The following is a 15892-nucleotide window of genomic DNA, read 5'->3' on the forward strand; positions in this document are numbered from 1 at the left end:
TCACTAGTTCAAAGATTAAAAAAATAAGAAATTAGAGGCTTGACTAAACGTAGGAGAGGGGGTTGGGTCAAAAATTAACTTTTGGCTCAACCCCCTCTCCTACGATAATCTAGTCTACAAAAAAACTAATTGTGGGCCACTTTGCTTGCCATTTTTTGTTAATAACACGTTTTTTGAATTGTTCAAGCAGCACCTTATCAGATTGGAAACGAGGAGTTGGATGTATCTCAAAATTAAAGAGATGGTCCAAAGAAAATGGAGCAATGATTAGAGATTCAGGAGTATTCAAGTTTATTGCAACACTGTTACAAGTTTCGGGTATATTTTTAAGAGCTGTTTCAATATTTTTTCCAAAGGGCTGCATTGATTTTGCATCATTCAAACATATATTTTCGAGATTCCACAGATATTTGGAATATTTCTGTGAGAAGATTGCTTTTTTTGTCAAGAATTGTTCATATGATTCACTAGCATTTGCATATAACACATCAATATTTTCTAACACTAAATTAGTCTTTTGTGACGACAGATTATTCCAAATAATTGTTCGAAGTACGCCACTACAGACGAATGCAGTGCTCAAGTGCTCTGTTTTTAAAATTTCAAAAATTTCAGCGAGTTCTGTATTAGCAGCTAATGTCTCAAGTAATTGTTGGTTATAGTTCATTAATATCCTCCGTAAAAATTGCTAAGGTTAATTGTAATGTTTTTTTATAGAGAATGAAAGCATCTTTTTTTGAATAATTATTAAATCGTCATTAGTATTAGTGAAAAACGGTTAAAAATTTGGTATATTATTATTGTGAAAGCGTTTCAAATATAATAAGGGGGAATCACTATGTCAAAGATAATTGCAATTAATGCTGGAAGTTCAAGTCTAAAATTTAAGTTGTTTGAAATGAATACTGAACAGGTATTAGCACAAGGTCTTTTTGATAGAATTGGGCTTGCAAAAGGCGCAATCAAGATTAAGTATGGTATTAATGAAAAATTTGAAACTAATGAAGAAATAAAAAATCATTCGTATGCTGTTAAGCGTTTGCTAGAATTGTTGCTTAATCTGGAAATTATTCACGACTTCTCTGAAATAAAGGGGGTTGGTCACCGTGTCGTTGCTGGCGGTGAATATTTTAAGCGATCGGTCACAATTGACAGTAAGGTTATTAAAAAAATCAATTCATTGGCCGAGTATGCTCCCATTCATAATCCCGCAAACCTAATGGGAATCAAAGCATTCAAGAAAATTCTTCCAGCTGCAACTGCAGTAGCTGTTTTTGATACGTCCTTTCATCAGACCATGCCAAAAGAAAACTATATTTTTAGTGTGCCATACGAATGGTATCAAAAGTATGGTGTGAGAAGGTATGGGGCTCATGGGACTAGTCATCGTTATGTTGCAAATGTTGCTGCTGCAATATTAAAGCGTCCGCTGGATGAATTAAAATTAATTAGCTGTCATCTTGGAGCAGGAGCATCCGTTTGTGCTATTAAGAATGGTAAGTCCTTCGATATTTCAATGGGATTTACTCCTTTAACGGGGATTACTATGGCTACCCGTTCAGGGGATACTGATGTTGCAATGTTATCATTTATGATGCAAAAATTAGATATGCATTCCATGCCTGAAGCAATTTATGACTTGAATAAGAAATCTGGATTGCTGGGTATTTCGGGGGTATCCTCTGATATGCGTGATGTTATGGCAAAAAGTGATACAAATCCACGGGCACAGCTTGCTGTCGATATTTTTGTTAAGGATATCGTAAAATATATTGGTTCATATACTGCTGAGATGGGTGGAGTTGATGGAATAATATTTACAGCAGGAATTGGAGAAAATTCTGCGGAGATTAGAAGTGCAGTTTTGCAAAGATTGTCCTACATGGGAATTGAGGTTGATGAGGAAAGTAATTCAGTTAGAGGGGAAAACATTGTGATTTCTACTAAGGGCTCAAAAGTTAAGGCACTTGTGGTTCCAACTGATGAAGAGTTGATGATTGCACGAGATGTTACCAAGATAATGGAAAAAAAGAGAGTAAAAAGTGCTAAATTGGTATAGATAATTTATTCCTGCAAAAGCAATTTGTAACAAAATCGTAATATAAAACTGTTCACAAATATGACAAAAAGTGTTAGATTATTCAAGTCGATAAATCAACTAATTTGGGGAGGACTTTTGTCATGAGTAACAAGTTTGATATTTTACACGATTATCAAGAGACAGTTGCTAAAATTGCTGAACTTGACGAAGTTTGTACGAGGATTAGCAGCTCAAAGCGGGGACGCCACTTATTAAATGCTTACGATGAAAAAAAACGTGATATTGAAGAAGAACGTGAACAACTTGAAATCATTTTAGAAGCAATGAATGCTGCAGAAGATTAAATCAAAGTAAGCAAAAATAAAGATAGAGTTGAATTAGGAAATCTCATTGACAGATTTTCTTTTTTTGTGACTATAAAAGACGAAATAAAAAAGTTTTTTAGTGATAACTGAATCAATATCTTAGCTTAATACGTATGAATACGTGTTTATTGCAAATAAAGTTCGATTTTAGCTTTGACAATTAGCATATCCTTTGCTAAGCTAAGGCTGTACTTTAGGAGGGATAACGGTGAGCAATGAAATCAGTGTTATAATGGGAAGCTCTTCGGATTGGGAGACAATGAAGGAAGCGGCCAATATAATAGAACAATTTGGTGTCAGTTTTGATAAACAAGTTATTTCAGCACACAGAATGCCACAAGAAATGTTTGCATTTGCCAAGAATGCTGCGGATAATGATGTTAAGGTAATAATTGCTGGTGCTGGTGGTGCAGCACATCTTCCCGGAATGATTGCAGCAAATACAATTTTGCCAGTAATTGGGGTCCCTGTTCAAAGTCACGCTCTTAGTGGAATTGATTCACTATTGTCTATCGTACAAATGCCTGCTGGAATTCCGGTGGCAACGACTGCAATCGGTGTTGCCGGGGCAAAAAATGCTGCATTATTAGCATTACAGATACTTGGAATTACTGACGCCCAGATTGCACAAAAACTTAGGGCCTATCGCAAGGAAATGCACGATAAAGCAATGAAGAGTGGTGAAGAGCTTGTCTAAAATGATCGCACAAGGGCAAACAATCGGAATTATTGGTGGAGGCCAGCTAGGACAGATGTTGGCATTTTCCGCAAAATCTGCTGGTTTTCGTGTACTGATTTTAGATCCAAATCCAGATTGTTCTGCAGGACAGGTTTCTGATGATCAAATTGTTGCAGAATATGAAAATATTTCTGCAATTGAAGAATTAGCAGCTCGCTCAGATGTTCTGACGTATGAATTTGAAAACGTTGATTTAAAAGCGTTAGAAGATGCTACAAAGATGGTTTCGGTTCCTCAAGGAACAAAATTGTTAGCAATTACTAAAGATAGATTAAATGAAAAAACTTTTTTAGCTGAAAGTGGCTTGAAAGTCACACCTTTTGCAGCGATTAACTCTATTGCTGATTTAAAGATTGAGCTTCAAAAGTTCGGATATCCTGCAGTTCTAAAGACGTGTCAAGGCGGCTATGATGGAAAAGCACAGTTGGTGTTACACAGTGCTGCAGATCTAACCCAAGCACCTGAACTGATTGGACAAGGTCAATGTATACTTGAAGATTGGGTCTTATTCTCTAAGGAAATCTCTGTAATGGTTGCAAGAAATATCGCTGGTGCGATTTCATTGTTTCCTGTGAGTGAGAATATTCATAGAAATCAAATTCTGCATGAGAGTATTGTGCCTGCAAGAATCGCGCATACTTTGCAAGAAAAAGCGCAACAGATGGCTGAAAGAATCGCAAGCAAGATTAATCTATGTGGTATCCTAGGAGTAGAGATGTTTGTTGGCGAAGATGGTGAGCTTTACGTAAATGAACTTGCACCACGTCCACATAATTCGGGTCATTATTCGATTGAAGCCTGCAATTTTTCGCAATTTGATGTACATAATCGAGCAATCTGTAACTGGCCAATGCCAAAAGTGGAATTATTAAAGCCTGTTGTTATGGTCAATATCCTTGGACAGCATGTTGCTGGTGCAGCAAAGTTAGTTTCTGAGAAATCGCAATGGCATTTTCATGACTATGGTAAGGTTGACGCACGGAATGATAGGAAGATGGGCCATATCACAATTTTGACTAACAATATTGAAGAAACACTTTCTGAAATTGAAAAAACAAAAGTATGGGATTAAAGGAGTAAACTAATGATTTCAAGATATTCACGACCAGAAATGGCAGCAATTTGGGAAGATCAAAAAAAATATGAATGCTGGCTTGAAGTGGAGATAGCAGCAGATGAAGCATGGGCAAAGCTTGGACATATTCCTGCTGCAGATGTTGCAAAAATCCGCATGAATGCTAAATTTGATGTTACGCGGATTTTAGAGATTGAGGAAACAACACATCATGATGTAATTGCCTTTACCCGCTGTGTGTCGGAATCGCTTGGTGAGGAGAAAAAATGGGTGCATTATGGACTGACTAGTACGGATGTTGTGGATACAGCCTATGGATATCAATTGAAGCAGGTTGACGAGTTGTTACGAAAAGATTTGGCACATTTCAAGGATATTGTTGGCAAACAAGCAAAGAAATATAAAGATACTGTGATGATGGGAAGAACTCATGGAGTCCATGCTGAACCGACTACCTTTGGATTAAAAATTGCACGGTGGTATTCAGAAATAAAACGTGATATTGAACGTTTTGAACATGCTGCTGCTGGAGTTGAAGCAGGTAAAATCAGTGGAGCAGTGGGAACATTCGCCAATATTGATCCATTCGTTGAAAAGTATGTTTGTGAGAAGCTTGGAATCCGCCCACAAGAAATCTCAAGTCAGGTTCTACCACGTGATCTGCATGCTGAATATCTTGCAGCATTAGCTTTAATTGCAACAAGCTTGGAGAAATTTGCGACCGAAATTCGCGGATTACAAAAATCGGAGACACGCGAAGTTGAAGAACATTTTGCAAAAGGGCAGAAGGGATCATCTGCAATGCCGCATAAGCGTAATCCGATTGGTTCAGAGAATATTTGTGGATTAGCACGTGTTGTTCGGGGGCATATGGTGACTGCTTTTGAAGATGTAACTTTGTGGCATGAGAGAGATATCTCACATTCTTCGGCTGAGAGAATTATCTTGCCTGATACAACTATTTTGGTGGATTATATGTTGAATCGCTTTGGTAAAATTTTGGAAAGTCTGACGGTTTTTCCAGATAATATGTTGCGTAACATGGACAGAACATTTGGCTTAATCTACAGTGGAAGAGTGTTGCTTAAGTTAATTGATACTGGGATGAGTCGGGAAAATGCGTATGATTTGATTCAACCGAAAACAGCTGAATCATGGGATAAGCAAGTTCAATTTCGACCATTACTCGAGCAAGACGAGCGAATTACTAGTCGTCTTTCAAAAGAAGAATTAGATGATGCATTCGATTATCATTGGCATTTACGCCATGTTGATGAAATCTTTGAGCGTGTCGGCTTAGGTTAACTTTGGAGCAAAGGAATTTATAGATAATTAGCAAGTGAGTCTCATATTAGAGTTCTAATTACTTTGTGATTAGGGCTTTTTTTGTTGATTACTGCTAACGATCTATGTATTAGAGACTAGACTGCCATCTCCTTTTACGTGCAAAGCTCAATTACTTTTAGGTAGTATACAACATATAGTTCGGAATAATTAAATAATAGAAATGAATTGTACAGCCAATTTTGATATTTTTACAAGAAAGCAAACATAATATTAATTATTAGAAAATAAAGTTCGGGTTTTACTTATTGACTATTTGCTTTTTTATTGTTAATCTTTAAGTGAATTAGTGATCATTCTCGGTAGTTGTTATTCTTAATATTCGCCTATAGTTGAAAGGATTGAGTTTGAAAGATGGAAAAGATGGTTTATGCAGGAAAAGCCAAACAAATGTGGACAACTGAAAATGAAGAAATTTTGAAAGTAGTTTACATGGATCAGGCAACAGCATTGAATGGTAAGAAAAAAGATCAGATTTCAGGTAAAGGGATTCTAAACAACTATATATCTTCCTTGATTTTTGAATATCTTACGCAACAAGGAATTGAGAATCATTTTATCAAAAGAATTTCAGACACAGAAGAACTTGTTAAGAAAGTTACAATTCTGCCGCTTGAAATGGTCACAAGAAATGTTGCAGCTGGGCATTTTGCGACCCGTTTTGGTGTTGAAGAAGGAAAAACATTTGCGATTCCTGTTGAAGAAACATACTTTAAAAGTGATGAGTTAGATGATCCATTTATGAATAATTCGCAAATCTTGGCGTTAAAAATAGCTACAAAAAATGAGATTGAAAAAATGTGGGATATTTCACGAAAAGTAAATCAATTATTAACAGAGTTATTTAAGAAAATTGATTTGCGTTTGATTGATTTTAAGTTAGAATTCGGCAAACTTAAAGATGGCGAAATCGTGTTGGCAGACGAATTTTCTCCAGATAATTGCCGACTTTGGAATATGAAGGATAATGCTCACATGGATAAAGATGTTTACCGCCGCGATCTTGGTGATTTAACAGTTGTATATGAAGAAGTGTTAAAACGACTTGAAAAAGTTCTTACGGAGGATATGTAATTATGGTGAATGTACGTATTTTTGTAACTTATAAGCAGTCGGTTTTCAATCCCCAAGGAGAAACAATTACAGATGCGATTCACAGTTTAGGCTTTTCTGCAGTAAAAAAGGTAAATGTTGGTAAATTCTTTGACTTGCAGATAGAGCCTAATGATAAAACAGTTGCAGAGATTGTTAGTCAGGTTTCAGAACAATTATTAGTTAACTTTAATTTAGAAACTTATCATTATGAAGTGATGGAGGAAGCGTAATGAAGATTGCGGTTGTGGTTTTCCCTGGTTCAAATTGTGATATTGACCTTTTTGAGGCACTTCATACTGTTTGTGGTGCTGCCGTGGAATACGTCTCACATAAGAATGATAACTTGGACGGTTTTGACGCGGTCATGTTACCAGGCGGGTTTTCGTATGGTGATTATTTGAGATGTGGCGCAATTGCACGTTTCAGCAATATCATGCCAGCAATTGTTGCCTTTGCTAAGCAAGGCAAACCAGTTTTTGGAACTTGTAATGGTTTCCAGATTTTGACCGAAGCTGGTCTTTTACCTGGGGCTCTGAAACAAAATGACAGCTTGAAGTTTGTTTGCAAGACAGTTCCATTAACAGTTGAAAATAATCAGACTCTTTTTACGACACAATATAAAGAAAAAGAAGAAATTGATTTACCGATTGCGCATGCTGATGGCAGTTATTACGCTGATGAAGAAACTTTGGCAGAACTTGAAGAAAATCAGCAAGTTGTCTTTCGCTACGCTGGAGAAAACCCAAATGGAAGTTTGAATAATATCGCTGGTATTACGAATAAGACTGGGAATGTTTTAGGGATGATGCCACATCCTGAAAGGGCAGTTGAAGCAATATTGGGAAATCAAGATGGATTGCGTTTGTTTAAATCATTACTTGAAAATGGGAAGGTCGCTACTGAGGAGGCTGTACGCTAATGGCTGTGAAAGTCGAAATGAGCCCTGTAGAAATAAAAAAGAATAAACCTTATCTTGAGTGGGGATTGACTGAAAAAGAGTACAACTTTATTTCTGAAAAGTTGTTGGGACGATTACCTAACTATACTGAAACCGGACTTTTTTCTGTTATGTGGAGCGAACATTGTTCATATAAAAAATCAAAGCCTGTCTTGCGGGAATTTCCTAACCAGAGTGAACGAGTACTGCAAGGACCGGGAGAAGGTGCAGGAATTGTTGATATTGGTGATGACCAAGCAGTTGTGTTTAAGGCAGAAAGTCATAATCATCCGTCAGCAGTGGAACCTTATGAAGGTGCAGCGACTGGAGTTGGAGGAATAATTCGTGATATTTTCAGTATGGGTGCAAGACCGATTGCAATGCTTGACTCGCTACATTTTGGTGAGATTGACAACCCGCATACAAAGTATTTAATTAATGAAGTAGTCGCAGGAATTGGCGGGTATGGCAACTGCATGGGTATTCCAACTGTTGGCGGTGAAACAACTTTTGATGAGTGTTACACAGGTAATCCGCTGGTAAATGCAATGTGTGTTGGTATTATGGATCAAAAAGATATGCAAAAAGGACAGGCTAAGGGTGTTGGCAATGCAGTTATGTATGTAGGAGCCAAGACTGGACGTGATGGGATTCATGGGGCGACATTTGCATCTGCAGATTTTGCAGACGACAAGGAAACACAACGTTCGGCCGTTCAAGTTGGTGATCCATTTATGGAGAAACTCTTACTGGAAGCTTGTTTGGAATTAACTAGTCAGCATAAGGAATGGTTAGTTGGGATTCAGGATATGGGTGCGGCAGGAATTGTTTCTTCAAGTTGTGAGATGGCATCCAAGGCTGGCAGCGGAATGGAACTAACATTAGATAGTGTGCCGCAACGAGAAACCGAGATGTCGGCATATGAGATTATGTTAAGCGAATCGCAAGAAAGAATGTTGCTGTGTATTCGTGCAGGTTTTGAAGAGAAGGTCAAATTTTTATTTAAAGATTACGGATTAGAGGCAGTTGTCATTGGCCGTGTTACATCTGGGAACAACTATGTGTTAAACCATCACGGTGAGGTTGTTACCGACATCCCTGTCTCAAGTCTGACAGATGATGTTTTAGAAGAACCTAGCGAGGAAAGAAAGCCAGAAAGAATTATCCAGGATGAAAATTCAACTGACTGGGTTCCAGAAATTCTAGATGTTAAAGAAACATTACAGCAATTATTGGCTCAACCAACAATTGCTTCCAAAGAAATCTTCACACAAACTTACGATTCGCAGGTTAGAACTAATACAGTTGTTGGACCTGGCAGTGATGCTGCTGTTTTACGCATTAGAGGAACAAAAAAAGGGCTTGCAATGACATCTGATGGCAATGGACGTTTTGTATATCTTAATCCATTTGTTGGTGGACAAATTGCGGTGTTAGAAGCTGCAGCGAATTTAATCGCGAGTGGAGCACTTCCTCTAGCAATGACAGATTGCCTGAATTATGGGGATCCAACTGATCCCGAAATCTATTGGGAGCTGCATCAGTCAGTTTTAGGGATGTCAGAGGCTTGTCGTGTATTAAACACCCCTGTAATTTCCGGCAATGTCTCACTTTATAACGAAAATAATGGCGAAGCGATCTATCCTACACCGATGGTTGGAATGGTTGGCTTAGTCAAGGATATTAATAAGCATTTGACTAATACTTTTAAAAATAGTGGAGCCAAGATATTCTTAGTAGGCAAGACGCACGCTGATTTCGCAGGGTCAGAGATTCAAAAAATGGTGACTGGTGAAATCACGGGTACGCTGCATGCCATTGATACAGAGCTTGAAAGCCAGAAGTTCTTCAAATTACTGCAAGCAATCGAAGCAGAGTTAGTGGATAGTGCTCACGATTTGAGTGAGGGCGGACTAGCTGTTGGTTTAGTTGAAAGTACTTTTTCGAGTGGTTTAGGATTAGAAGTTGCATTAAAAACAATGAAAGCACGAGACTTATTCAGCGAGACCCCGGGTAGATTTGTGGTGAGTGTGATTCCTGAAAATGTTGAGAAATTTGTTGAAATAATGGGAAATGATTGTATTGAAATTGGTGAGACAACCGCAAGTCAGCAGATACACTTGAAGTGTCAAAATGCGGATTTTGAGATTCAAGGTGCAAAAGCTCAAAAAATTTGGGAGGAAACAATACCATGCCTTATGAAATCAAAGGATTAAATGAAGAATGCGGTGTCTTTGGTGTTTTTGGTACGGCAGAGGCAAACCATCTGACATATTTTGGTCTACACAGTCTGCAACACCGAGGACAAGAAGGTGCCGGAATTGTTGTGAGTGATGGCGAAAAGCTGCAACAGTTTAGAAATCGCGGCTTGCTGGCAGAAGTTTTTGCAAATAAGGAGAACTTGGATAATTTGGTCGGAAATGCTGCAATTGGACATGTGCGGTATGGAACAAGCGGTAATAACATTCTTGCTAATGTACAGCCATTTTTATTTCATTTTGGCGATGGTGATGTTGCACTAGCTCATAATGGCAATCTTACGAACGCTGAGACAATTAAACGTGAGCTTGAAAAGGAAGGGGCTATTTTTCAGTCTACTTCAGATACCGAGATTTTAATTCATTTGATTCGACAAAAGAAACATCTGGATTTTATTGATGCACTCAAAGCGAGCCTAAACCAAATTCATGGCGGTTTTGCATTCTTGTTATTACGCGAAGATAGTCTAATTGCAGCATTAGATCCAAATGGTTTTAGACCATTATCAATTGGTCAACTTGCGAATGGTTCTTATGTTGTTGCTAGTGAAACCTGTGCTTTGGACATGGTAGGGGCAAAGTTGGTGCGAGATGTCCAACCAGGTGAACTAATAATCATTGATAAAGATGGATTACACATTGATCGCTATACTGATGATACTAAGTTGGCAATTTGTTCGATGGAATATATTTATTTTTCACGTCCAGATTCAATTATTCATGGCGTGACAGTGCATAATGCACGCAAGAAGATGGGAAGATTACTTGCTAAACAGTCACCGCTTGATGTTGATATGGTAATCGGTGTGCCTAATTCTTCTTTGTCGGCTGCAAGTGGATATGCAGAAGAAAGCAGATTGCCTTATGAAATGGGTTTGATTAAAAACCAATACATTGCAAGAACTTTTATTCAACCAACACAAGAACTTCGTGAACGTGGGGTCAAGATGAAATTATCTGCTGTTCGTGGAGTTGTTGAGGGGAAAAAGGTAGCGATTATTGATGACTCGATTGTTCGTGGAACTACGAGCAAGCAAATTGTCAAGTTACTGAGGGATGCTGGTGCTAAGGAAGTTCATATGCGTATTGCCTCACCACCCCTACGCTTTCCATGTTTTTATGGGATTGATATTTCAACGCGTTCTGAACTTATGGCAGCTAATTACTCTATTGCTGAAATGTGTAAGGAAATTGGTGCAGACTCACTTGAATTCCTGACTATTCCAAATTTAATTAAAGCAATTGATATTCCCGATGCAAAGTCTGCTCCAAATGGAGGCCTGTGTGTCGCTTACTTCGATGGTAAGTATCCAACTCCCTTATATGATTATGAAGAGGGATACTTGAAGTCATTAAAACATCAGCATGAATTGGAGGTTGGTGTAAGATGAGTAGATATCAAGAGGCTGGTGTGGATGTAAATGCGGGATACGAACTTGTTACTCGAATCAAAGAAGAAGTTGCAAGTACCAAACAACCTGGTGTACTAGAAGGTCTTGGGAGCTTCGGTGGACTATTTGATTTAGGCGAATTAAAGATTAAACATCCTGTCTTGGTATCAGGAACTGATGGTGTTGGCACAAAATTATTGATTGCACAAAAGGCAGATAAGCATGAAACAATTGGAATTGATTGTGTTGCAATGTGTGTCAATGACATTGTTGCACAGGGAGCAAAACCGTTATTTTTTCTGGATTATATTGCAACAGGTCATAATGATCCCAAGAAAATGGCTGCAATTGTCAAAGGGGTTGCGAATGGCTGCCGGCAGGCAAAAGTTGCGCTGATTGGTGGTGAAACAGCTGAAATGCCCGATATGTACGCAGCCGAAGAATATGATCTAGCAGGCTATGCAACTGGGGTTGTCGAAAAAAGCCAACTTTTAACTAATGAAAAGCCGCAAGCAGGGGATGTTTTGATTGGTTTACCATCAAGCGGACTGCATTCTAACGGCTTTTCGCTGGTAAGACAAATTCTTTTTAAGGATAATGAGCTTAAACTTTCAGATAAGCCAACAATCTTCAATGGTAGGTCAATTGAACAAGTGTTGCTTGAACCAACTAGAATATACGTTAAATCTTTGTTACCATTATTAGATGCAGCAATTGTCAATGGAATTAGTCATATTACTGGTGGCGGTTTAATTGAAAATCTACCGCGAATGTTTAGTGAAAACCTGCAGGCCCAAATTAAGTTCGATTCTTGGCCAGTGCTTCCAATCTTTGAGTATCTAAAAGAGCAGGGTAATTTATCAGATGCAGACTGCCTTGAAGCATTTAATATGGGATTAGGAATGGTAATCGCAGTTTCTCCTGCTAATTTAGAAAGAGCAAAAGATATTTTGACCTCTGAAAAGGAAGAATTTTATGTTGTTGGTGAGTTAGCTGCTAGACCTGTTGATTCTGAAAAAATTAGTTTTAAGTGAGGCAATTGATATGAGAATTGCAATTTTTGCATCAGGCAATGGAACGAATTTCGAAATATTTGCGAGCTTATTTGAGAAAAAAGAACTCCAAGGTGAATTAGCGTTATTATTTTGTGACCACCCGAATGCTCATGTAGTGGAGCGTGCGAGAAAGCACCATGTGACTGTCGAGACATTCACTGTTAAGGAGTCTGGCGGCAAAAAAAAGTATGAAGAAAAAATAGCCAAATTACTTAGGCAATATAAGATTGACTTTATAATTCTTGCAGGCTATTTGAGAGTGATAGGAGCTCCGATTCTTGATAATTATGAAGGTAGAATCATTAATCTTCATCCGGCATATTTACCAGAATATCCTGGGCTTCATTCAATTGAACGAGCTTTTGAGGACCAGAAGAAGCAAACCGGTGTGACAGTTCATTATATTGACTCAGGTTTGGATTCTGGTCCAATTATTGCACAAGAGCGAGTTCCAATTCTTGAAGATGATACTGTTGAGTCTTTGGAAGCGCGAATTCATGCATGTGAGCATAAATTATATCCTCAGGTCGTAAAATCTATTTTGAATGAATTAATTGAAAAAGGAGAATAATTAAAAATGAAACGAGCTTTGATGAGTGTTTCTGACAAAACAGGATTGGTACCATTTGCACAAAAGCTGATTGAAAATGGTTTTGAAATCATTTCGACTGGTGGAACAAAACGAGTTTTGGAAGAAGCGGGTGTAAAGACTATTTCAGTGGAGGATGTGACTGGCTTTCCAGAAATTCTTGATGGACGCGTAAAGACATTGAATCCATTTATCCACGGCGGCTTACTTGGACGAAGAGATTTGCCAGAGCATGTTGAAACGATGGAAAAGTTGCATATTCAACCTATTGATTTGGTTTGTGTAAACCTCTATCCATTTAAGGAAACAATTGAAAAGCCAGATGTCACACTTGCAGATGCGATTGAGAATATTGATATTGGCGGACCAAGCATGTTGCGCAGTGCCGCAAAAAATTATCATGATGTGACTGTTGTTGTGGATAGTACAGATTATCAGGTTGTCGTAGATGAATTGGACGAACTTGGGGCTACAAAGTTAGAAACACGTGCTGGATTTGCGGCCAAGGTTTTCAGACATACAGCTGCTTATGATGCGTTGATTGCAGGGTATTTAACTGAAAAAGCAGGAGTTGTTGCACCAGAGAAGTTGACATTAACCTACGATTTGGAAGATACAATGCGTTATGGTGAAAATAGTCATCAAAAGGCTTGGTTTTACAAGGATGCATTGCCAAAAGATTACGCAATCACAAATGCTAAGCAGTTGCATGGCAAGAAATTGTCTTATAACAATATTAAAGATGCAGATGCCGCTATTCGAATTGCTCGTGAATTTGCTGAACCAACAGTTGTGGCACTCAAACACATGAATCCTTGCGGAATTGGCAGAGGAAATTTTCTTGAAGAAGCTTGGGATAGAGCTTACGCAGCCGATTCCATTTCAATCTTTGGCGGAGTAATTGTTTTAAATCGCAAGGTTGATTTGGCAACGGCTAAGAAAATGCATGCTTTATTCCTAGAGCTTATTATTGCACCCGCATATGAAGAAGAAGCTTACGAAGTTTTAGCCAAAAAGAAAAATGTTCGTCTGCTTCAGCTGGACTTTACAAATAAAGATGAGCAGCCTAACAAGGAAACTGTTTCTGTAATGGGCGGTTTACTTGTGCAAGAACAAGATTTCTTGGAAGAGAATCCTGCAAAATGGACAGTCGTAACAGAAAAACGGCCTACACCAGAACAGTTAAAAACGCTTCTATTCGCTTGGAAAGCAGTTAAACACACTAAGAGTAATGCGATTGTTGTCACAAACAATAATCAAACTCTTGGAATCGGGGCAGGACAGCCCAACAGAATTGATTCAACCAAAATAGCGATAAAAAATGCGGGTGATATTTTGGATGAGACAGCCGTATTAGCTAGTGATGCATTCTTTCCAATGGATGATTGTGTGGAATATGCTGCAGAACATGGAATTAAGGCAATTGTGCAGCCCGGTGGTAGTATTCGTGATAAAGACTCAATTGCAATGGCTAATAAATACGGAATTACGATGGTAACAACTGGTATCCGTCATTTCAGACACTAAGTTGGGGGATGTAATTGTGAGTAAGAAACTTAATTTGTTGGTGGTTGGTTCCGGTGGACGCGAGCATGCCATCTGTAAATCGTTTAATGAAAGTCAAAATGTTGCTAACGTGTACTGTGCTCCTGGAAATAGCGGGATGGTATCAACTGGAATAAATACTGTAGATATTTCGGAGTTGAATTTCAAGGACTTGGCTGATTTTGCAGTTGAAAATCAAATCGATTGGACTTTCGTTGGACCGGAAAATGCGCTTGTTGCGGGTATTACTGATTATTTCAGAGAGCGTAAACTAGCGATTTTTGGGCCAAATAAGTTTGCAGCTCAACTAGAAGGTTCGAAAGACTTTGCCTTGAAATTCATGGTAAAGCACAATATTCCGACAGCTGATTATCAGACTTTCCAGAGTACGGCGGAGGCTATCTCGGCACTTGCAGACTTTAGTGTTCCCATCGTGGTTAAAGCAGATGGACTTGCTGCCGGAAAAGGAGTTACAATTGCAGGATCAAAGGCAGACGCGCAAAATGTTATTGGTGAGATGCTTGCAAATGGGGAACACCAAATTGTTCTTGAGGAATTTTTGACTGGTCCAGAATATTCTTTGTTTGTTGTGGTTAATGGAACTGATTTTCAGATTTTACCAATGGCGCAAGACCATAAACGTGCATACGATGACGATGAAGGACCCAATACAGGTGGAATGGGAGCTTATAGTCCTGTTCCACAGCTGTCAAAGAAAGATTATCAAGAAATGATTTCAAAAATAGTTGAACCTTCAATTAACGGTCTGAATAAAGATGGTTTTGATTATCATGGTATCTTGTATATTGGGTTGATTTTGACTGATCATGGACCAAAGGCTATTGAATATAATGTCAGATTAGGCGATCCTGAGACCCAAGTCGTATTGCCGCGGTTAAAAACAGATTTTGCAGAAGTAATTGATAATTGCATTAATGACATAAAAATGAAACAATTAGAGATTGATTCACAGGCATGTCTTGGGATTGTCCTAGCTGCGAAAGGTTATCCACATGCTCCTGTTAAGGGACAATTGCTGCCTGATTTTGGTAAAAGACTAGGGATTTCAATTGATTATGCGAATGTGACTGCAAAAGATAACCGATTGTACGGCAATGGGGGCAGGATTCTTAGCGTTGTAGCACTGCAAGACACACTCAGTAACGCGCAAATCAAGGCATATGAATACATAGACAGCCTTGATTTTACTGATTGTTATTATCGTAAAGATATTGGAAAAAAGGCATTAGAATAAGATATCAGAATCTTAAAATATAATTATACAAAAAAAGTGTAACGAAATGGAGTTGTGACATAAGTCGTGAAAATTTTGACTTATGGAACACGTTTATACGGAACAGGGGGTGGGGGGGAAAAATAAATATTGTCCCCCCCCCCGGGGACCCCCCATTATATATAAAAAAGGTTTTTTATTTTTTAATAAAAACCCAAAAAAAA

Annotated in this window: 15 protein-coding genes; 14 read left to right on the top strand and 1 reads right to left on the bottom strand. The window is 38.3% G+C overall.

The window, feature by feature from the left end:
- Positions 1-109: 109 nt before the first annotated feature.
- Positions 110-667, bottom strand: coding sequence for a nucleotidyltransferase family protein (locus tag ABF682_RS07840; protein WP_289978058.1), 558 nt, complete (start codon positions 665-667; stop codon positions 110-112).
- 171 nt (positions 668-838) lie between these two features.
- On the opposite strand from ABF682_RS07840, the gene ABF682_RS07845 reads away from it, so the two are divergent.
- The 14 genes from ABF682_RS07845 (at position 839) to purD (ending at position 15689) form a co-directional block, all read left to right on the top strand.
- Complete coding sequence (locus ABF682_RS07845) at positions 839-2059, top strand: acetate/propionate family kinase (protein WP_415619457.1); 1221 nt, start codon at positions 839-841, stop codon at positions 2057-2059.
- 122 nt (positions 2060-2181) lie between these two features.
- Positions 2182-2385, top strand: coding sequence for a hypothetical protein (locus ABF682_RS07850; RefSeq protein ID WP_289978064.1), 204 nt, complete (start codon positions 2182-2184; stop codon positions 2383-2385).
- A 253-nt stretch (positions 2386-2638) separates the two neighbouring features.
- Entirely contained in the window at positions 2639-3103 is a 465-nt protein-coding gene (gene purE / locus ABF682_RS07855) for a 5-(carboxyamino)imidazole ribonucleotide mutase (RefSeq protein WP_415619482.1), read from the top strand.
- The gene (gene purK / locus ABF682_RS07860; RefSeq protein WP_415619458.1) at positions 3096-4217 is read left to right on the top strand and encodes a 5-(carboxyamino)imidazole ribonucleotide synthase; all 1122 of its coding nucleotides are present in this window, start codon (positions 3096-3098) and stop codon (positions 4215-4217) included. The genes purE and purK overlap by 8 nt, the downstream gene beginning before the upstream one ends.
- A 12-nt stretch (positions 4218-4229) precedes the next feature.
- A complete protein-coding gene (purB, locus tag ABF682_RS07865; protein WP_415619459.1) occupies positions 4230-5525 on the top strand; it encodes an adenylosuccinate lyase in 1296 nt (431 codons plus the stop codon).
- Positions 5526-5918: 393 nt separating this feature from the next.
- Positions 5919-6638 (top strand): phosphoribosylaminoimidazolesuccinocarboxamide synthase, encoded by a 720-nt coding sequence (gene purC / locus ABF682_RS07870; protein WP_289978073.1) that lies wholly within the window; start codon positions 5919-5921, stop codon positions 6636-6638.
- Positions 6639-6640: 2 nt separating this feature from the next.
- Positions 6641-6889, top strand: coding sequence for a phosphoribosylformylglycinamidine synthase subunit PurS (gene purS / locus ABF682_RS07875; RefSeq protein WP_289978077.1), 249 nt, complete (start codon positions 6641-6643; stop codon positions 6887-6889).
- On the top strand, positions 6889-7578 hold the full coding sequence (gene purQ / locus ABF682_RS07880; protein ID WP_289978078.1) for a phosphoribosylformylglycinamidine synthase subunit PurQ: 690 nt from the start codon (positions 6889-6891) through the stop codon (positions 7576-7578). Before purS ends, purQ begins: the two co-directional genes overlap by 1 nt.
- Before the next feature lie 5 nt (positions 7579-7583).
- The gene (purL, locus tag ABF682_RS07885) at positions 7584-9812 is read left to right on the top strand and encodes a phosphoribosylformylglycinamidine synthase subunit PurL (protein WP_415619483.1); all 2229 of its coding nucleotides are present in this window, start codon (positions 7584-7586) and stop codon (positions 9810-9812) included.
- A complete protein-coding gene (gene purF, locus ABF682_RS07890) occupies positions 9788-11245 on the top strand; it encodes an amidophosphoribosyltransferase (protein WP_289978079.1) in 1458 nt (485 codons plus the stop codon). Before purL ends, purF begins: the two co-directional genes overlap by 25 nt.
- Positions 11242-12279 carry a phosphoribosylformylglycinamidine cyclo-ligase gene (gene purM, locus ABF682_RS07895; protein WP_415619460.1) on the top strand — a complete coding sequence of 346 codons (1038 nt, stop codon included), beginning with the start codon at positions 11242-11244 and terminating at the stop codon, positions 12277-12279. The genes purF and purM overlap by 4 nt, the downstream gene beginning before the upstream one ends.
- A 10-nt stretch (positions 12280-12289) precedes the next feature.
- Positions 12290-12871: a phosphoribosylglycinamide formyltransferase gene (purN, locus tag ABF682_RS07900; protein WP_415619461.1), complete on the top strand. Its 582-nt coding sequence runs from the start codon at positions 12290-12292 to the stop codon at positions 12869-12871.
- 6 nt (positions 12872-12877) lie between these two features.
- Positions 12878-14416, top strand: coding sequence for a bifunctional phosphoribosylaminoimidazolecarboxamide formyltransferase/IMP cyclohydrolase (gene purH, locus ABF682_RS07905; protein WP_415619462.1), 1539 nt, complete (start codon positions 12878-12880; stop codon positions 14414-14416).
- A 16-nt stretch (positions 14417-14432) separates the two neighbouring features.
- Positions 14433-15689, top strand: coding sequence for a phosphoribosylamine--glycine ligase (gene purD, locus ABF682_RS07910; protein ID WP_415619463.1), 1257 nt, complete (start codon positions 14433-14435; stop codon positions 15687-15689).
- Positions 15690-15892: the final 203 nt, after the last annotated feature.

Source organism: Liquorilactobacillus sp. (assembly GCF_047719775.1).
Lineage (GTDB): Bacteria > Bacillota > Bacilli > Lactobacillales > Lactobacillaceae > Liquorilactobacillus.